The organism is Streptococcus sp. HMSC061D10 (assembly GCF_001808865.1).
In the GTDB taxonomy this organism is placed as follows: Bacteria; Bacillota; Bacilli; order Lactobacillales; family Streptococcaceae; genus Streptococcus.
In genome coordinates, this window is record NZ_KV794998.1 from 21,395 (window position 1) to 41,429 (window position 20,035).

At 39.7% G+C, this 20,035-nt stretch carries 16 protein-coding genes and 1 pseudogene; 1 reads left to right on the forward strand and 16 read right to left on the reverse strand.

Translation table 11 applies throughout. The features are described 5' to 3' along the window. Positions 1-133: 133 nt before the first annotated feature. Positions 134-919, reverse strand: a pseudogene (locus tag HMPREF2728_RS02445) (3-isopropylmalate dehydrogenase); the annotation flags it as partial. A 176-nt stretch (positions 920-1,095) separates the two neighbouring features. Between HMPREF2728_RS02445 and HMPREF2728_RS02450 the strand changes: the two are divergent. Then, on the forward strand, positions 1,096-2,799 hold the full coding sequence (locus HMPREF2728_RS02450; RefSeq protein WP_075226949.1) for a thiol-activated cytolysin family protein: 1,704 nt from the start codon (positions 1,096-1,098) through the stop codon (positions 2,797-2,799). A gap of 452 nt (positions 2,800-3,251) precedes the next feature. Here HMPREF2728_RS02450 and HMPREF2728_RS02455 read toward each other — a convergent pair whose 3' ends face one another. From HMPREF2728_RS02455 to gyrA, 15 genes are all read right to left on the reverse strand, one after another. Further along, complete coding sequence (locus tag HMPREF2728_RS02455) at positions 3,252-4,031, reverse strand: L-threonylcarbamoyladenylate synthase (RefSeq protein ID WP_049526683.1); 780 nt, start codon at positions 4,029-4,031, stop codon at positions 3,252-3,254. 30 nt (positions 4,032-4,061) lie between these two features. Then, positions 4,062-4,655 carry a 3-isopropylmalate dehydratase small subunit gene (gene leuD, locus HMPREF2728_RS02460; RefSeq protein ID WP_075226950.1) on the reverse strand — a complete coding sequence of 198 codons (594 nt, stop codon included), beginning with the start codon at positions 4,653-4,655 and terminating at the stop codon, positions 4,062-4,064. A gap of 9 nt (positions 4,656-4,664) precedes the next feature. Beyond that, the gene (gene leuC, locus HMPREF2728_RS02465; protein ID WP_075226951.1) at positions 4,665-6,047 is read right to left on the reverse strand and encodes a 3-isopropylmalate dehydratase large subunit; all 1,383 of its coding nucleotides are present in this window, start codon (positions 6,045-6,047) and stop codon (positions 4,665-4,667) included. 3 nt (positions 6,048-6,050) lie between these two features. Next, positions 6,051-6,320, reverse strand: coding sequence for a DUF1294 domain-containing protein (locus HMPREF2728_RS02470; protein WP_075226952.1), 270 nt, complete (start codon positions 6,318-6,320; stop codon positions 6,051-6,053). Beyond that, the gene (gene leuB / locus HMPREF2728_RS02475) at positions 6,317-7,354 is read right to left on the reverse strand and encodes a 3-isopropylmalate dehydrogenase (RefSeq protein ID WP_075226953.1); all 1,038 of its coding nucleotides are present in this window, start codon (positions 7,352-7,354) and stop codon (positions 6,317-6,319) included. The genes HMPREF2728_RS02470 and leuB overlap by 4 nt, the downstream gene beginning before the upstream one ends. A gap of 11 nt (positions 7,355-7,365) precedes the next feature. Continuing rightward, positions 7,366-8,928: a 2-isopropylmalate synthase gene (locus HMPREF2728_RS02480; RefSeq protein WP_075226954.1), complete on the reverse strand. Its 1,563-nt coding sequence runs from the start codon at positions 8,926-8,928 to the stop codon at positions 7,366-7,368. Positions 8,929-9,242: 314 nt separating this feature from the next. Then, the gene (locus tag HMPREF2728_RS02485) at positions 9,243-9,899 is read right to left on the reverse strand and encodes an MmcQ/YjbR family DNA-binding protein (protein WP_075226955.1); all 657 of its coding nucleotides are present in this window, start codon (positions 9,897-9,899) and stop codon (positions 9,243-9,245) included. 43 nt (positions 9,900-9,942) lie between these two features. Further along, a complete protein-coding gene (locus HMPREF2728_RS02490) occupies positions 9,943-10,575 on the reverse strand; it encodes a copper homeostasis protein CutC (protein ID WP_075226956.1) in 633 nt (210 codons plus the stop codon). Positions 10,576-10,668: 93 nt separating this feature from the next. Next, positions 10,669-11,028 (reverse strand): YbaN family protein, encoded by a 360-nt coding sequence (locus tag HMPREF2728_RS02495; protein ID WP_045763427.1) that lies wholly within the window; start codon positions 11,026-11,028, stop codon positions 10,669-10,671. Between the two features lie 251 nt (positions 11,029-11,279). Further along, complete coding sequence (gene topA / locus HMPREF2728_RS02500) at positions 11,280-13,367, reverse strand: type I DNA topoisomerase (RefSeq protein WP_075226957.1); 2,088 nt, start codon at positions 13,365-13,367, stop codon at positions 11,280-11,282. 118 nt (positions 13,368-13,485) lie between these two features. Next, complete coding sequence (dprA, locus tag HMPREF2728_RS02505; RefSeq protein WP_148130246.1) at positions 13,486-14,343, reverse strand: DNA-processing protein DprA; 858 nt, start codon at positions 14,341-14,343, stop codon at positions 13,486-13,488. 111 nt (positions 14,344-14,454) lie between these two features. Continuing rightward, on the reverse strand, positions 14,455-15,390 hold the full coding sequence (dapA, locus tag HMPREF2728_RS02510; RefSeq protein WP_000121596.1) for a 4-hydroxy-tetrahydrodipicolinate synthase: 936 nt from the start codon (positions 15,388-15,390) through the stop codon (positions 14,455-14,457). 50 nt (positions 15,391-15,440) lie between these two features. Continuing rightward, complete coding sequence (locus HMPREF2728_RS02515) at positions 15,441-16,517, reverse strand: aspartate-semialdehyde dehydrogenase (RefSeq protein WP_049504392.1); 1,077 nt, start codon at positions 16,515-16,517, stop codon at positions 15,441-15,443. 287 nt (positions 16,518-16,804) lie between these two features. Beyond that, entirely contained in the window at positions 16,805-17,554 is a 750-nt protein-coding gene (locus HMPREF2728_RS02520) for a class A sortase (RefSeq protein WP_000078698.1), read from the reverse strand. After that, complete coding sequence (gene gyrA / locus HMPREF2728_RS02525; RefSeq protein WP_060955818.1) at positions 17,554-20,022, reverse strand: DNA gyrase subunit A; 2,469 nt, start codon at positions 20,020-20,022, stop codon at positions 17,554-17,556. Before gyrA ends, HMPREF2728_RS02520 begins: the two co-directional genes overlap by 1 nt. Positions 20,023-20,035 lie beyond the last annotated feature (13 nt).

Genomic DNA, 20,035 nt, shown 5'->3' on the forward strand with positions numbered 1-20,035 from the left:
TAGGAATAGTCTCGTCTTTTCCAGACAATTACTCTAACAAGTTTACAGTAATGTCCGTTTTTTGTCAATTATTATGACTGAAAACAAATAATGTTCGTGTTTCGTATTTTCAATCAAGGAGATAACTAGACAGTTACCCTGAATTTGTCTTACCTTTTAAATTTCTACCTAGATTTTCGATAAAAACTTTTTCAAAGGACTCCATCTTCCTGACAAAATCTTGATAGCTTTCAGCTTGTCCAGGGACTTGGATAGACCACTTCTTCAACAGGGCTCCATAGCCTGCTAGCTTACCTATCTCATTATCAACTACCTTTTCCTTGCTCGGAAAAACAAGCCCAGCCTGCTCAGCTTTTAAAATATAAGAATAAGAAATCAGCTGGAACAAGTCTTCACGATTGATCCCTTTTTCAGTGAACTCTAGTTTTTTATATTTAGTATCTAGTACGATTTTATGGTTTTGATGATAGAAATCTGGAAATACTTTTCGTTCACGGTCAGAAAATACTGAAATACCGTCCGCCCTATTCTTATTTCGTGGATGGATGAAATCTTTTGGCAACAAGGTATAAACATACTCTTCCCAAATCCAGGCAACATCAAAAAGAATACCATGGATTTTTTGCTCTTGGTCTCCTAAACCATGCTTTTCTCTATTTAGGATCATCAGGCAAAGCTCTTGCAACTTTCTGTACTCTCGAAAATAGGCATGACGAAGAGGTTTGGTTTTATTTATTCTGATAATCTTAGCTCGATTAGCTAGTTTATAAGTGGATGTTACTCGCACGATTTCTGCCACATTCTCACGACTTGTTAATAAATTATCAAGAACTCCTCCCCCTATGCTTCTCTGATTCTTCATATATTCAATTGTATGACGGATCAGCTGCATAAGAGGATTATCGTAGGTAAACTCTCTAGCGAGAGAGAAATTACACTAAAAAGCATAAATTTCTAAAAATAAACATATATATAAATATGTCCATTTTGTCAAGAAAACGATTGCATTAGATTTTTATTTCTGATAGAATATTTTTATCCCGAGAAAGCGCATTCAAGAGATGATAAAATGAAATAATAAACTAGGAGCTTTATATGATTCAAAATAATCTTGAAAAAGGTTTTCGTTATTCTATCCGAAAACGTAGCATTGGTGTCTGTGGTGTTGTTATTGCAACTTTTTTATTAAGTACAGCTTCGATTATTCAAAATAATACTGTAAAAGCTACTGAACCCCCAATTTCAAGTAGTTCTAATCCAAAAACAGAACCTACAGTAAACGAACAAGAAAATACTCCAAACCTCAATTCAAAACCTGAAGAAAAAGACGCCACTACTGTAACTGAAGCACCAAAAGCAGATGTTATGGAAAACCTCATGAGATCTACTAATCAGGCAGATAAGGACTTGAATAAATATCTTTTCGGATTAAACTACAATAAAATTGATATTTTAACTCGTAGAGGTGAAGCAATCGAAAATTATTCAAATACATCTTCAAAACAACAAGGAAATGAGTTTGTTGTAATTGAAAAAGTGAAAAAGAGTATTTCTAATAATTCAGCTGATGTTTCAATTAACGGTAATAGCGACATCTTCCTAGGCGCTTTGTTCCGAGCAGATCAAGGGTTATTAGAAAATAAACCTCAACTTGTTAGTATTGATAGAAAACAGGGTAGAATCAGCGTGGACCTTCCAGGAATGGCTGGAGCAGATAGCTATACTGATGCAAACACAACAGTCAGTGGTATGCAGGAAGGAATTAACACTCTGGTAAATAGATGGAATGCAAATTATGCATCAAGCAATCCTGCACCTGCTCGTATGCAATACGATTCTACTTCAGCATATAGTATGAATCAACTAAAAGCAAAATTTGGTAGCAACTTTGAAAAAATTGGGGTTGATTTAAAAATTGACTTTGAAGCTGCACAAAAAGGTGAAAAACAAATTGAAGTTGTCGACTTTAAACAAATTTACTTTACCGCTAACTTTGATGCACCAAAAAATCCTGGAGATGTCTTTGGTGATAATGTAACAGTCAACGATTTACAAGATCGCGGCTTGGATGAACAAACACCTCCTGTTTATGTTTCTAGTATGTCTTATGGCCGTCAAATGTATGTTAAATTTGAAACAACAAGTACAAGTACAGAACTTAAAGCAGCTATAAATGCTGTCATTAAAGGTGTGCCTATTAACCCTGAATCTGAATGGGCTCGTGTTTTGAAAAATACTTCTGTAACAGCTGTTATTGTTGGCGGTAACGCTGATGGCGCTGCTCGAGTAGTTACTGGAACACCTGAAGATCTCAAAAAATTAATTCAAGAAGGAGCTAATTTTAGTACACAAAATCCTGCAGTCCCTATTTCTTATAAAACTGCCTTTTTAAGAGATAATCAAGTTGCAACAATCCAAAACAGTACTGATTATATTGAAACTAAAATTACCTCTTACAAGAATGGCTATCTCAATTTGCAACATAAGGGTGGGTATGTCGCTCGTTACTACGTTTACTGGGACGAAGTCACATATGACGAAAATGGAATTGAAAGCATCCGCTCTCGTGAATGGGAAGATAATGGAAAAAATAGAACTGCTGGTTTCCAAACTGAACTACAATTTAGAGGAAATGTTCGCAATCTTCGTGTAAAAATTCAAGAAAAAACTGGTCTTGCTTGGGAACCTTGGAGAACAGTTTATAATCGTACAGAATTGCCTTTAGTTCAAAAACGCACTATTATCAATACAGGAACAACCCTAAAACCAAAATATAGTGAACAAGTCGAAAACAACTAATAAAATGGTTAAACTACAGAGTATCATTATTCATCAAGTATCATTTTTGATCCACTTTGAATTTGAAGAAAAGCAATATGATAACTCTATTCGATAACTTATACAATAAAAGGAAAACATCTTTTTATGAGATGCTTTCCTTTTTGTTTTTTGAGGTTCTTAATCCAATAAATTCAACTTATCGCAATTTAATACTCATTTAAAATCAAAAAGAGGAGAAATGTTACTGTCTAAACAAACATATTAAAGTTATTGTTAGAAACTCATTACTTGCTTGCCCTGAATATAGTATGGTTCATTGATTTGCTGGTAAATTTACAAGTTTATACTTGTATTATGATGTTTCTTAAGTCGCCTATCAACAAAAAATGAACTTTGATTTTAATTGTGTATGAATACTTTTAAAAAATCTGTTTTTATCAATAATGACTAAACCTCACTCCTTCTACATCCTAATAATACTCACCCTGACGGTAGTCCCATGAGTTAAAGGTGTCTGACAGATGCATCATGATTTTATCGATGTCAAGGCCTTTACGGATAACCACTGGAGCTGGTGAAGTTGAACGTGCTCCACCTTGTTCTGGAATGAGTTTGCCGTCTTTATCGACCATAGAGACCATCACACCTTGCTCGTAGCGTGTTTCAATCGTTTTGTCAGGTTGGATTGATGCCACGTAGTCGTCTGCCTCGATAACAAGGTCCACTGCTTCTTCGATACGTTCTCCGATTCCTTCAACCTTACCACGATTTCCTTTTCCAGAAGGATTTGCAGATGAAGCGTAGACCATTTTTCCTTCTTCCCAGAGTTTAGCAGCCAATTGTTCACCAGCTTTACCAAACTTGATAACGAAACAGCTCGTTCCACGAACGTCAGTCATGAGTTCTTCGCGACCATCACCATATGCTTTCAATTTTTCAAAGGCTTCTGGTTTCCATGGAAGGATACAACCAAGAAGAATATCTTCGTCCCAATGTTTTTGGTAGAAAGCTTCAATTTCTGGATTTAGTTGTGCTAAAGCGCGAAGCTCATCCATACTACCACAGAGGACTACTCCTGGTTTGTTACGATTACGTTCTTTGGCTTCAAACTTACGCTCAAGTCCTGCCTTATCACTAGTCATAATGATGTAACCAACCTTAGTAGGACAAACGATACATCCGCCCTCACCTTTTAAAATTTCGTAGCCTTCTTGTGAAAGTGTTCCGTTCCATTGAATGTGTTTTGTCATAGTTCTATTTCCTTTTCTATTTTTTTTCTTCTAATCCTGCCAGTAGGCTGGTCGTTGTTTTTCATAGGCAGCAATCAAATCTTCGTACTGCATGGTAATACCGATATCATCCAAACCATTTAAGAGTTTGTGTTTCCATTCACTATCTATTTCAAAAGTGAATTCTCCAATTGGTGAGATGATTTTTTGTTGTTCCAAGTCAACCGTCACTTGGTCAGTTGGTTGGAGCTGGGCGAGTTTTTCTCTAACTTCCCTAGGTTGAACGATTGGTAACATGCCATTATTGAGTTCATTATTGTAATGAATATCCCCGAAAGATCCTGCAATCACGACCTTAAAACCATAGTCAGCCAATGCCCAAGCTGCGTGTTCTCTCGAAGAACCTGCGCCAAAGTTATCCCCTGTGATGAGAATACTCGCCTTGCGGTATTCTGGTCGGTTAAAGACAAAGTCTGGATCCTCAGTGTACTTATCGTCCAGATAACGCCAAGCATACATGAGATATTTACCAAAACCTTTCTTGTCAATCAATTTCAGAAACTGCTTGGGTAGGATTTGGTCGGTATCAATATTATCATTCATAAGAGGAACGGTCGTTCCCGTATAAACTGTAAATTTCTCCATATCCTCTCCTTACTGGGCTTCTGGCATTTGCCGTACATCTACGAAACGTCCTGCGATTGCTGCCGCAGCTGCCATGGCTGGACTACAGAGATGAGTCTTAGCACCAAATCCTTGTCGATCTTCAAAGTTACGATTGCTAGTTGAGGCACAATGAACACCATCTGGTACTTTATCAGGATTCATTCCTAGACACATAGAACACCCTGGATCTCTCCATTCGAAGCCGGCATCTAGGAATACCTTGTCCAAACCTAACTTCTCAGCAGCTCGCTTGACTGGTCGAGAACCAGGTACCACAATAGCTGTTAAGTTAGGAGCAATCTTCTTCCCTTCGACAAATCGAGCAGCCAGTTGCAAGTCACTGAGCCGAGCATTGGTACATGAACCTATAAAGATATAGCCTAATTCAATATCTGCTGGCTTTTGACCAGGCTCCAAATCCATATAATTGTAGGCTCGTTCATCATTCATATCCTTAATTTCTGGGAAACTACTGTCAAAATCAACCCCCATAGCAGGATTAGTTCCCCAAGTCACCATAGGAGCCAATTCAGAGACATCCATTCGGATAACCTTGTCATAAACGGCATCGTCGTCGCTAACAAGCCTTTTCCAATCAGCTACTGCTGCATCAAAATCTTTAGGTACACACTCTCGTCCCTTTAAATAGTCAAAAGTGGTCTGATCTGGATTCATGATTCCCATCTTAGAGCCAAATTCAATGGACATATTGCAGATGGTCATTCGCTCTTCCATACTCAGTGCATCAATCGCTTGTCCCCGATATTCCACCACATAGCCAACACCACAGGCAACGCCGTACTTGGCAATCAAGGCGAGAATAAAGTCCTTGGAATAAACTCCCTTTTGTGGAACTCCTGTAAATTCTACCAGCATTTTCTTGGGTTTGACCTGCCAGAGTGTCTGGGTAGCAAAGACATGCTCGACCTCACTGGTCCCAATTCCAAAAGCGATTGCTCCGAAAGCTCCGTGGGTTGCTGTATGGCTGTCTCCACAGACGATGAATTTTCCTGGTTGGGTTCGTCCTGTTTCTGGACCAACCATGTGTACGATCCCTTGTTTTTCAGAACCGTGAGCCGCATGTTCGATTCCAAATTCTTCAACATTTTCAGCTAGCTTATCAATTTGAGCCTTGGAAATCACATCTCGAATATCGTAGATATTAACTGTCGGTACATTGTGGTCAAAAGTGCCAAATGTTAAATCCGGTCTTCTCAATCTACGCCCTGCATCTCGTAATCCTTGAAAAGCTTGAGGACTGGTCACTTCATGGATGTAGTGCTGATCCACATACATGAGTTGAGGTTGTCCCTCTTCTCCTGTGATCACATGGAGGTCCCATAATTTATCAAAAATTGATTTTCCTGCCATTCATTACCTCCATACAAAATACAAAGCTACTAGTGTAGTTACTATTCCTAGGAACCAAACTGTTTTAAAATACCATTTTCTAGTCTTGTGATGAAAAGTGAGTCCTGCCAACCAGGCCCCAAAACCACCACAAAAGAATGCAAATGATAATAAATATTTTTCAGGTATTCGCCAAGCATCTCTTCTTGCCTTAAATTTGTCAATGCCATATATCAAGAAAATGATGAGATTCCAAATCAGGAGGGCAAAAGTAATTCCTTCGTTTAGTTTCATAGTCTTGCAATGATGGCTTCTGTCATTTCCTTAGTCGAAGCCTGTCCTCCTATATCTCTTGTTAAAATGCCAGCCGCTAAACTAGCTTCAACAGCACGTTCGATACGCTGCGCATCCTCATAACGTCCAAAGCTGTCTCTCAGCATCATGGCAACTGACAAAATCATGGAAATAGGATTTGCAATTCCTTGTCCAGCAATATCAGGTGCCGAACCATGAATGGGTTCATAGAGACTCGGACCATCTTCAGAGTGGCTGGCTGATGGCATAACCCCGAGTGTACCTGATAGAACACTTGATTCATCAGATAAGATATCTCCGAAAAGATTCTCTGTCACGATAACATCGAACTTAGCTGGATTTGTGATCATGAGCATGGCAGCCGAGTCGACTAGCTGATGTTCCAAAGTTACATCCGGAAAATCTTTTGCGACTTCATCAGCAACTCTCCGCCATAGTTTTGATGTTGCCAAAACATTTTGCTTATCAATACTGGTAAGGATTTTTCTCCGACTTCTTGCAATTTCAAAAGCCTTGCGAATAATTCGTTCTACTTCCTCATAGCTGTATTCATTGATATCACGCGCTTTTTTTTCTTCAAGGATATGATCACCAAAGTAAATTCCTCCTGTCAACTCACGTACTACTACAAAGTCAACACCAGTTATTCGTTCTGGCTTCAGAGGTGATAAGTGCTTGAGACTCTCAAAGATTTTAACCGGACGAATATTGGCATAGAGATTGAGTTCCTTTCGAAGGGCCAGAAGCCCTTGTTCGGGTCGAACTGGAGCATCATCATACTGAGGACTACCGATTGCAGCGAGTAGAATAGCATCCGCTTCTCTAGCAGCCTTGAGCGTTTCGTCTGGCAAGGGATTTCCTGCAGCATCAATCCCCGCCCCTCCAAAAGGTCGTCTGTCTATCTCGTAGTCAAAGCCTGTTTTTTCAGCTAGAGCCTCCAGAACTTCTAAACCAGCTTCCATGATTTCTGGGCCGATACCATCACCTGCTAGGGCCACTATTTTCTTTGTCATAGCTTTCTCCTTTACACGCTAGGCATGTCACGATAGGAAACTGTTGTTCCCATCTCACCAGCATTCTCTTTTTGAACAAAGGTATTAGCATTGATATAAGCGATAGCCGAAGCCTTCAACACATCGAAATCAAGTCCAGCTGCGTTAAAGATAGTCTCTGTATCTCTGTTTTCAACAGTTACCAATACACGTGCCTGAGCATCAATCCCATCAGTTACCGCATCAATCGTATAGGATACCAAGCGAACAGATTGATTAAAGAATTTATCAATAGCATTGAAAATAGCTTCAACAGAACCCTGACCTGTTGCATTAAATTCAACTTTCTCACCATCAAAATTAGCTAATCTAACTGTCGCTTCAATATCATTTTCAGAATGGGTTTGAAGTTGCAAGTCATCAAAGTGGAAGCCTTCTGGATTTTCAACCATGGTACCAGCTACCAGAGCTCGAATATCAGCATCTGTGATTTCTTGCTTTTTATCTGCCAAGGCCTTGAACTTAGCAAAGAGTGGCTTGATATCTTCATCTGTAAAGTCTAGGGCTAGCTCTCTCAGTTTTTCAACAAAGGCATGGCGACCAGACAATTTACCAAGCGGAAGACTATTGCTCTTGGCACCAACCAATTCAGGTGTAATGATTTCATAAGTGAGAGGATTTTTAAGAACACCGTCTTGGTGAATACCTGATTCGTGAGAGAAGGCATTTCCTCCAACAACCGCCTTGTTTTTTGGAACTGGAATTCCTGAGAAGCGAGAGACCATTTCGGACGTATTAATTGTTTCATTTAGGACGATACTTGTCTCTGCTTGGTAATAATCTTGGCGAATATTGAGGGCCACCGCTATTTCTTCTAAAGCAGCATTCCCAGCTCGTTCTCCAATACCATTAATGGTTCCTTCAACACGCCCCGCACCATTCTTAACAGCAGAAAGGCTATTGGCAACTGCCATTCCAAGGTCATCGTGACAGTGAGGTGAATAGATAATCTGACGATCAGTCTTAACATTGTCAATCAGATACTTGAAGATATTCCCATATTCCTCTGGTGTGGTAAAACCAACCGTGTCAGGAATATTGATATAAGTCGCACCTGCGTCTACCGCTGTTTGAACGACTTGTAAGAGGAAATCCAGCTCAGTTCTAGTCGCATCTTCAGGAGAGAATTCTACCACTTCAAATTTACTACGTGCATAGGAAACATGCTCTTTAATAGCTTCCAATATTTCCTCTTTGCTTTTATTCAACTTAAATTCACGATGAATAGGACTAGTAGCGATAAAAACATGGATTTGTGGATACTTAGCATCCTTAAGTGCTTCATAACAAGCGTCAATATCTGATTTAACAGAGCGAGCTAAACCAGTCACCGCTGTTTTCTTCAAGACTTTTGCGATTTCCTGAACTGCAGTAAATGAGTCTGGACTAGCTGCTGGAAAACCAGCTTCAATTGCCGAAATTCCCCATTTTTCCAGTTGTCTTGCAATGGCAATCTTTTCCTTGATCGAAAAATTAACACCTGGTGTCTGCTCACCATCTCGAAGGCTAGTATCTAGAAATTCAACTGTTCTCATAAGATTTCCCCTTTTCTAAATTCGGTTTTAAAAAAACATCTCGCTCGGAGTTCCAAGCGAGATGTTGATTTACTCCCGCTTGGTAAGCCAAACAGGACTAATGCTTTTGCACTAGTCCGAGTACCTCAACAACAAAGCAAATTGATTAAACTTAGCTGTTTTCATGTTTGACTTTCTCCTTCGTTTGATATCTTGTTTAGTATTTTAGCATAGGAAAAAACACATGTCAAGAAAAAATCCAATATTTTCTGAAAATTTCTTCAGTAAAGAATATTTTGCTAATTGAAAGTATTTGAAAAATCAAGTAAATCTAATTACTTTTTCAAGGTCAAGTTCCAACTTTTTTCGATCAATTCTAGCAGCTCTTCATCTGCTAAACTGTCATCAAGTGGCACACTTATCCAGTAGCGCTTATTCATATGAAAGGCTGGATAAATCCCTTTTTTTACCAACAAATCAGATACTTGATCATGTTTGAGATTGACTGCTTCCACTAGTCCTTCTCTGCCCTTTTCAAGCTTATCCCAAGAGATTCTCATCAAAACAGCATACCACTTTTGATTGCCCTCATGGCGCAGAATTGCAGTATCAGGGGATTTCTCCCATAGATATTCCAATTGATTTCCATACTTTTCTTGAACAACTGCCATAATTCTCTTGGTCTGTGGGCAGATAAAATCCCGCACCTCAAAACAAGACTTTCGGATTTCATAAAGAACTTCTAAACAAGCCTCTCGAACAGTTCCAACAAAACTACCTCTCATACTGGCCATATGAACTTGAGGATAAAGATCGCCAGTTTCTTGGTCATAAACTTGAAAACTTAAGTCTCCATCCTCAACTGTAACTATCATGAGAAAATCTCCGTGCAAGATAGTCGAACTATGGTTCCATACGCCTTGATTTTCTTCAAATCCATACTCTTTAGCCTTTTTACTATTAAACTGATAAGCTTTAAAAATTTCAAACATAAGCGAAAACTGCTACCAAAAGCTAGCAGTTCCTTTCTATTTTTTAAAAAACGACCTTAGTTCCATGTAATTGTGTCACGCCCAGTTGGTCAATAAAGGTTTGACGGTTGTCCATGTCAATCCCTCCACCAGGCAAAATTTCAATTTTTCCTGCAGCGTGTTCTAGGATTCTGTGATAGTGCGCAAAACGTTTCTCTAGAGAATCGCCAGATACACCAGCACGAGTCAGAATGCGTGTCACTCCAGCTTGGCTGAGCCAGTCAATGGCTTCCAACTGATCTTGATCTCTCAATTCATCAAATGCCATATGGAAAACAATTTCCATACCTTTAGATGCAGCAATCAATTTTTCAAGATTGGCCTTGTCCAACTTCTTATCAGCAGTCAATGCACCAAAGACAACGCCTTGGCTTCCTGCTTGAGCAGTTAGAGCGATGTCCTCAAGCATGATGGCAATTTCTAGATCATTGTAAACAAAGTCACCACCACGTGGACGAATCATAGTCATAATGGTCGTATCGTAGTCGGCCGCCAGTTCCACAGCTGCCTTGATCACTCCGTAGCTTGGAGTTGTTCCACCAACTGCTAGATTGTCACAAAGCTCGATGCGACGAGCTCCTGCCTGCATAGCTTTTTCAAGCAAGGTTACATTTTCAGCACAAAATTCGTAAATCATTTGATTCTCCTTGAAGATTACTTTAAATTTATTATATCATATTATTTCGAATATGTTTTTGTTTTTATCAAGGAAAATCGTTACTTATTAAAGCTATTCTTTATCAGGAATCACCTTAAAAAGATAGTAGGTAATAAAGATGGTTAAACATCCCAAACCGATTTTGACTGGTAAAAGAGGCGCAAAATAAATGGAAATTCCCATCAGGATATAAATCGATACAATAATTTTTTTCTTACGTTCACGCGCAATAGACTTGGTCTCACGAAAGTCCGCCACGTAAGTCTGATAAAGTTTGGTATGATAAAGCCAATCTTCAAAACGCTTGGAACTTCTCGAAAAACAAGCAATAGACAACAAAAGAAAAGGAGTCGTTGGCAACAAGGGCAAGACAACTCCAACAATAGCCAGAGCTAATGACAGAAATCCAATAATCAGATAGATAATACGCATAACTTCTCCTAGTTAATACTCTTCGAAAATCTCTTCAAACCACGTCAGAGTCGCCTTTCCGTATATATGTTACTGACTTCGTCAGTTCTATCCACAACCTCAAAACAGTGTTTTGAGCAGCCTGCGGCTAGCTTCCTAGTTTGCTCTTTGATTTTCAGAGTATAAAATAATCTTCTTCTAGTTTCGCATACAATGATGAATTTTGTCAAGCACTAATCAAAAGAGCCTGAAATTTACTTTCAGGACTCATTTTATTTGATTTTTTCTTCTTCGTAATCACCATTGCTACAAACGATCTGCTTACCGCCACCACGGACTTTTTTCTCCATGAGGAAGTTGCCACATTTTGGACAATCTCGGCCAACAGGCTTGTCCCAAGAAGTGAATTCACACTCTGGATAGCGATTGCAACCATAGAAGATACGATTACGCTTGGTTTTTCGTTCAATAATTTGACCTTGATGACAGCTTGGACACTCAACACCAATCTCTTTCACGATAGCCTGTGTATGACGGCAATCTGGGAAATTGCTACAAGCATAGAACTTACCAAAACGACCAAGTTTAATGACCATCGGACTGCCACACTCTTCACAATCAAATCCTGCTGGCTCATCCTTGATTTGGATTTTTTCCATTTCCTCTTCGGCTTTGGCAACCTCTTTAGAGAAGGGTTTGTAAAATTCATCAATGACTCGTTGCCACTGCTCTTTTCCAACTTCGACATCATCCAGTTTACCTTCCATTTCAGCTGTAAAGGTTACATTGACGATATCTGGGAAGTATTCAACAATCAGTTTATTGACAATTTCTCCCAATTCTGTCGGCTCAAAACGCTTGGCTGCCAAACGCACATAATAGCGCTTTTGAATGGTTTCAATAGTGGGTGCATAAGTTGATGGACGCCCAACACCATTTTCTTCCAAAGTTTTAATCAGTGTCGCTTCCGAATAACGTGCTGGTGGTTGAGTGAAGTGTTGCTCAGGCTTACTATTGACCTGCTTGACGACATCACCAACTGCCATATCCGGCAACATCTTATTCTTATCTGAATCATTGTAAATAGCCAAGTAACCATCAAATTTAACCTGACTACCATTCGCTGCAAACTGAACTCCATTTTGAGAGAGCTTCACGGACATAGTATCAAAGATGGCACCCGTCATCTGACTCGCTACAAAGCGATTCCAGATAAGGGTATAAAGCTTAAGTTGGTCTTTATCCAAATACTTAGCAATTTTTTCTGGCGTGTTAAAGACACTTGATGGGCGGATAGCCTCATGGGCATCCTGAGCACCAGTCGCATTTTTGACCTTGCTACCATGCTTAGAATACTTACTGCCAAAACGTTCATTAATGTAGTTTGCAGCTTCATTTTGAGCAACTGGACTGATACGAGTCGAGTCTGTACGCATATAGGTGATCAAACCTTGGACGCCCGTACCAATATTAATCCCTTCATAGAGTTGCTGGGCAACCATCATGGTCTTTCGAGTACGGAAATTGATTTTATTAGCTGCATCCATCTGCATAGTTGAGGTAGTATAAGGGAGTGGAGCGTTACGCTTGCGTTCTTTTTTATCTACCTGATCAACTGTAAAGTCTTTACTGGATAGATGAGACAAGACTTCTTTGACCTCTTCATTGCTCGTCAATTTCATCTTCTTGCCATTCATTCCATAGAAGGATGCTTGGAATTGCTTAGTCCCTTTTTTAAAGACTCCATCAATAGTCCAATATTCTTCTGGTTGAAAAGCATTGATCTCATTTTCGCGGTCAATGATTAACTTGAGCGCAACAGACTGAACACGGCCAGCTGATAAGCCCTTTTTCACCTTTTTCCATAAAATCGGTGAAATAGAATAACCTACCAAGCGGTCCAAGACACGACGGGCTTGTTGTGCATCCACCAAATCCATGTCAATCTTACGAGGTTCTTTAAAGGCATTTTTTACCGCATCCTTGGTAATCTCGTTGAAAACAACACGGTTAGCATCATTTTCATCTAAATTCAGAATATGAGCTAAATGCCAAGAAATTGCTTCTCCTTCGCGGTCCGGGTCACTTGCGAGAAAGATTTTACTGGATTTTTTAGCTTCTTTTTTCAAGTCATTGATCAGAGGACCTTTCCCACGAATATTGATATATTGGGGTTCATAATTATTTTCTACATCGACTGACATACTGGATTTTTTCAAATCACGAATATGACCAACACTGGCTAAAACCTTATAATTTCTACCCAGGTATTTCTCAATCGTTTTAGCCTTTGCAGGCGACTCCACGATTACTAGATTTTTTTTAACTGTTGATTTTTTTTTCTTTGTTGCCGTAGCCACAGTATCACACCTTTTCAAAGTAATAAACTTTATAAAGTGTAAACCATTTTTAAAAACCTGTCAAGACTTAACTCTTATATATAGAAGAAAAGTTTAACCGATAAAGTCTTACTAGTTCTTAAAATTCAAATTCTGCTAGCACATCCTGACCACTTGAAACAAGTTTTGCACCTTCTTGAACCAAGTGATGACAACCATCTGAACGACCATCTAAAATGCTACCTGGAATAGCAAAAACATCTCTTCCTTCTTCCATAGCTCGCTCACAGGTAATCAAACTACCAGATCTCATCTTTGCTTCAGCAACGATAACACCCATACATAGGCCAGCAATAATCCGATTTCGTGCTGGAAAGTGATATTTCAAGGGTTCTTCACCAGGTCCATATTCACTCAGTAGCAAATGATATTCACCGATGTAGTCCTGCAGTCGTTTATTAGATCGAGGATAAAAGACATCCAAGCCAGTCCCTATAACTGCAATAGTTTTTCCACCACCTTGAAGAATAGACATATGCGCTGCAGTATCAATCCCTCTAGCAAGCCCACTCACAATCACCAGCTCATTCTCCAGTTCTTCAATAACCTTACGGACTGATTTTGTCCCTGTTTGACTACAAGAGCGACTGCCTACAACTGCAATCTTAGGCAACTTTAAGAGATTTAAATCGCCCTTATAAAATAATAATACTGGAGCATCATAGATTTCACTGAGAGCAAAGGGATAGACATCGTCTAGGATGGAAAATGAGGGAAATTTTTCAAAGTCACTTCTTAATCTCTCCATACTTTCAAAGGTGAGTTTATGGTAACGTTCCATAAAAACCACTGGATTTCTACACTCAGATGCTTCTGCTATCGTTTCTAAGCTTAATTCCTGATCATAAATTTCTCCATATTGAAGAACCTTTAGCACTTGTTGATTACTTAGACCTGCTTGTTTCAACTTATAAATCTCAAAATTATCAATCTTAATTTTCATGATAGACTCCTTATTTTTCTCTCTATCTATTTATTCGTAAAAAAAGAAAAAACTTCCCAACAAATTGACTTGTTTAGAAAGTTTCTATTATTAATAATGAAAATTTTAGTAATCAGGACGAAGAACTCCGGTGACAGTTGCCTTGGTTGCTTCGTAATCCCCATCAATAACAACCTTGATAATGCGTTTAGCATCCTCTTCAGGCGCAGGAACCAAAGGTAGACGAGTTGGCCCCGCTTCGAATCCCATATAGTTGAGTACTGCCTTAACAGGTGCCGGACTTGGGTAAGAGAATAGAGCATTAACTTTAGGAATAAATTTACGTTGAATAGCTGCCGCTTTCTTCATATCACTTTCTTCGATTGCAGTGAACATTTCATGCATCTCATCCCCATTTGTGTGGGAAGCAACAGATATAACTCCGTCTGCACCAAGATTCATAGCATGGAAGGCATCTCCATCCTCACCAGTGTATACCAAGAATTCTTCTGGCTTATGCTCAATCAAGTAAGCCATATTGGCAAGACTGGTACATTCCTTAACACCAATGATATTTGGATGTTCCGCCAAACGAAGTAAGGTATCTGGAGTCATTTCTACAACTACACGACCTGGAATGTTATAGATTATAATAGGCAAATCAGATGCGTCTGCAATAGCTTTAAAGTGTTGATACATACCTTCTTGAGATGGTTTATTGTAGTAAGGAACAATCGCAAGACCAGCCGCAAAACCACCAAATTCCGCTACCTCTTTGACGAACTCAATAGAGTCTCGTGTATCATTGGTACCAACACCAGCGATTAAAGGAACACGGCCATTGACAACCTTTTGAACAGCCGCAAACAACTGCAACTCCTCATCGTGAGTCAGAGTCGGACTCTCAGCAGTTGTTCCTGCTAGGAGAATTCCGTCTGTATGATGTGCTAATAAATGTTCAATCAACTTTGGAATGGCATCGAAATTGATTGACCCATCTTCATGAAAAGGAGTAATAAAGGCCGTGATAATTTTACAATCTTTTAAATCTTGATAAGACATACAAAACACCTCTCTATTTTAAAGAAGGAGTTCAAATGAACTCCTACACATTATTTCAATTCAAATTTTAATTCAGCTGTTGGGCGTACTAGACCACGTTCGTGAAGTGTTTCTGCGATTTGAACTGAGTTCCAAGCTGCACCTTTAAGAAGATTATCAGATACTACCCACATATGAATACCTTTTTCTGCATCCAAGTCTTTACGGATACGTCCAACGAATGTATCACGTGAACCAACAGCATTTACTGCTTGAGGATAGATTTGGTGAGCAACATCATCTTCAAGAACTGCACCTGGGAAGGCAGCAATAGCTGCTTTCACTTCTTCGATTGGTGCTACTTCTTTTGTTTCAATATAGACTGACTCAGAGTGAGCTGACAAAACTGGAATACGTACACATGTTGCTGATACGGCAATGCTATCGTCTTCCATGATTTTCTTGGTTTCATTGGTCATCTTCATTTCTTCGTAAGTGTAGTCATTATCAGTGAAAACATCAATTTGTGGAAGAGCATTGAAGGCAATTGGATAGTGTTTCTTATCGCCACCTGAAGGCAAGATTTCCGCATGTACATCACGTGGATTAACACCGTCATTCAAGACTTCACGAAGCTCACGTTGGGTTTCAAGAATTGCTCCCATACCAGCACCTGAAACTGCTTGATAAGTTGATACGATAATACGGTCCAAGCCCCATTTCTGACGAACTGGTTCAAGAGCTACCATCATTTGAATAGTTGAACAGTTAGGACATGAGATGATTCCGTTGTGAGCATCAAGGGCGTGAGCATTCACTTCAGGAACAACCAATGGTACATCTGGATTTTGACGGAAGTAAGAAGTGTTATCTACGACGACTGCGCCTGCCTTAACAGCATAAGGTGCGTATTTTGCAGAAGTTGATCCACCAGCTGAGAAAAGAGCAATATCAACCCCTTCAAAAGCGTCTTCTGTTGTTTCTTCGATGGTCACATCTTGACCTTTGAATTGCAAGACCTTTCCTGCAGAACGTGCAGACGCAAGGTAACGAATCTTATCGATCGGAAGAGTTGATTCTTCCAACATTTTGATCATTTGAGCACCAACGGCACCTGTAGCGCCAACAACAGCAACTGTGTATCCCATAACAAACCTCTTTCGGAATTTTCTAAAAATTTCTATAATAGAAACATTATACTACTTTTTACCAAAATTGAAAAGTCTTTTTCCTATCTATTTTCTGAAATTGACAAGAAAAGGCGGTGGGACAGAAATCGATAGACAAAGTCTCGATTTCGTAGTCCCAGCCCCGCGAGGATGATTAGGAGCTTTTTGGAGTCTAAAAGACGAACAAAAAGTTCAATCAGCTACCGCGTCAAAGTTTGATTGCTAATAAAAAATGAGGTCGGGCTCTTTTGTCCCAACCTCTTCTACTATTCATAAAATTGTTTATAGGGTTTATTAAAGGCTTCTAAGATATCTGATGGAGTTTCTGCATAAGATTTTATCTCTGTCAAATTTCCTTTAACGATGATTCTCTCAACTGCATTAGCATCTTCACAGGTTACTAAGGTAATCTCTTTAATCCCATCACGTTCGTCAATTACATCTACTCGATCAGGAGTTACAATTTTAACTTCTTCAATCTCGTATGTATAGACTTTCTCTTTATCAGTGAGATAAATTTTCATCCCTTTCTCAGCGCGAGCAAGAGGAGAGAATAATTTCTTATCTGCATTTTCACCTGCAAAGATACGGTGACTTGCTAGAGAATAATTTCCTTCTCCCATTACCTGATTGGCTTTCATTGTCCCAGCACCATAAAAGAGGTTAACATTATCGAGTCCCTTAAATATTGGCAGATTCATTTCAAGCTCTGGAATGGCAATACCTCCAATAACCGGAAGTTGCTGAGAATTCCACTGAGCTGATAGGACTGCCTCCGAGGAAAGTGATTTTACAGAGTCAAAATCGAAATTCCCTTCTGTTTCTTTATTCTCCTCAATCTCTTCCTTAGTTACTTGACTGACCTGATACTTATTAGTGTTCCAAATCATGAACATATCACGAATATTGGCATTGAAGATTAAAGCGATAGATAACAAGATTAGGAATCCTGCCAGTATGTTAATCAGAAGATTCTTACGTTTATTTTTTTTACTTTGATTCTTTTTTTGAGACATTATGCTTCACTTTCTGTTTCCTGTTCTGCCCCAACTTCTTCTTTTTCTGCTGCTGCAACACTTGTAAAAGTCACAATCTTAGCATCTTGATCTAGACGCATCACTTTTACTCCCATAGTTGAACGCCCCGTTTGTGAAATATTGGCTACATTTGTTCGAATCATGACACCTGTGTCAGTGATAATCATCAAGTCTTCGTCACCGTTTACTGTTAAGAGGCCAGCCAGAGGACCATTTTTTTCAGTAACATTGGCTGTTTTCATTCCCTTACCGGCACGACCTTTTGTTGGGTATTCAGTCGCAACTGTGCGCTTACCGTATCCTTTTTCAGTTATGATAAGGACTTCATCTTGGTCAGTGATCACTCTCGCTCCTACTACTGCATCACCTTCACGAAGGTTTACCCCTTTAACACCAGTGGCGATACGACTCATACTACGAACTGAAGACTGATTGAAACGAACTGCATAACCTAATTTGGTTCCGATGATGATATCCGTGTCTTTTTCAGTTAGTAAGACATTAATCAACTCATCCTCATCTTTCAGATTCAAGGCTTTGAGACCATTTTGACGAATGTTTGCGAATTCTTTAACGCTGGTTCTCTTAACAATACCAGCACGAGTTGTAAAGAAGAGGTAAGCATCATCACTACGTTCTGATTCAACATTGATAATGGTTTGAATGCTTTCACCATCGTCTAGTTTCAAAAGATTGACGACTGGCAAGCCCTTAGCAGTGCGACCATACTCTGGAATTTCATACCCCTTAAGACGATACACACGCCCTTTATTAGTAAAGAATAGCAAATGATCGTGAGTGCTGGTTGAAACCAATTCACGCACAAAGTCATCGTCCTTAACTCCAGTTCCTTGGACCCCACGTCCACCACGTTTTTGAGCTGTAAATTCGTCTTGGTCCAAACGTTTGATATAACCTTTATTTGATAGAGTGATGAGAACATCAGACTCTTCAATCAAGTCTTCATCTTCAAGCGTCAAGACTTCACCAACCATCAACTCAGTACGACGTGGATCGCCAAACTTACGTTTGACCTCATCCAATTCTTCCTTGATGATTTGCGCTACGCGTTCTGGTTTTGCAAGAATGTCTGCCAAGTCAGCAATCAAAGCAATAAGCTCATCATATTCCGACTGAATCTTGTCACGTTCCAAACCTGTCAAACGACGTAGACGCATATCGAGAATTGCTTGACTTTGACGTTCAGATAACTTGAACTTGCTCATCAATTCAGCTTGGGCTTCTGCATCCGTTTCACTGGCACGAATGATACGAATAACTTCATCAATATGGTCTAGGGCAATTAACAAACCTTCTAAGATATGTGCACGCGCTTCAGCTTTCTCTTTGTCAAATTGAGTACGACGAGTCACCACTTCTTTTTGGTGCTCAATATAAGCATCCAAGATTTGACGAAGAGAGAGAATCTTTGGTACACCATTCTGGATAGCCAGCATGTTAAATCCAAAGCTAGTTTGCATTTGAGTCATCTTGAACAAGTTGTTCAAGATAACATTGGCAGAGGCATCACGCTTCACTTCGATAACAAAGCGAACACCCTCACGGTTAGATTCGTCACGAACAGCTGTGATTCCTTCGATACGTTTTTCTTGAACTAAACGCACAATATGTTCATGGACTTTGGTCTTATTAACCATGTATGGAAATTCTGTTACAACGATACGTTCGCGACCAGTTTTTGTTTCCTCGATTTCTGTACGGGAACGAAGAACAATGGAGCCTTTTCCTGTTTCATAGGCCTTATGAATCCCTGATCTCCCCATAACAAGGGCACCGGTTGGGAAGTCAGGCCCAGGGAGTACTTCCATCAAGTCCTTAGTCGTAACTTCTGGATTATCCATAACCAACTTAACCGCATCAATGGTTTCACCCAAGTTATGTGGCGGAATATTGGTCGCCATACCAACGGCAATACCTGTAGCACCATTGACCAAAAGATTTGGGAAACGAGCTGGTAGAACAACAGGTTCACGTTCATTGGCATCATAGTTATCTACAAAATCAACGGTGTTTTTATTGATATCACGAAGCATCTCAAGTGCAATCTTGCTCATGCGCGCTTCAGTATAACGCTGAGCTGCGGCACCATCACCATCCATGGAACCAAAATTCCCATGCCCATCTACAAGCATGTAACGGTAACTCCACCATTGAGCCATACGAACCATAGCTTCGTAGATAGATGAGTCACCGTGCGGATGGTATTTACCCATGACATCCCCTGTAATACGAGCAGATTTCTTATGAGGTTTATCTGGTGTCACACCCAATTCGTTCATACCGTATAGAATACGACGATGAACTGGTTTCAAACCATCTCGAACATCAGGAAGGGCCCGCGATACGATAACACTCATGGCGTAGTCGATAAAGCTGGTCTTCATCTCCTTTGTCAGATTGACATTCACTAAATTTTTATCTTGCATTAACAAATGCCTC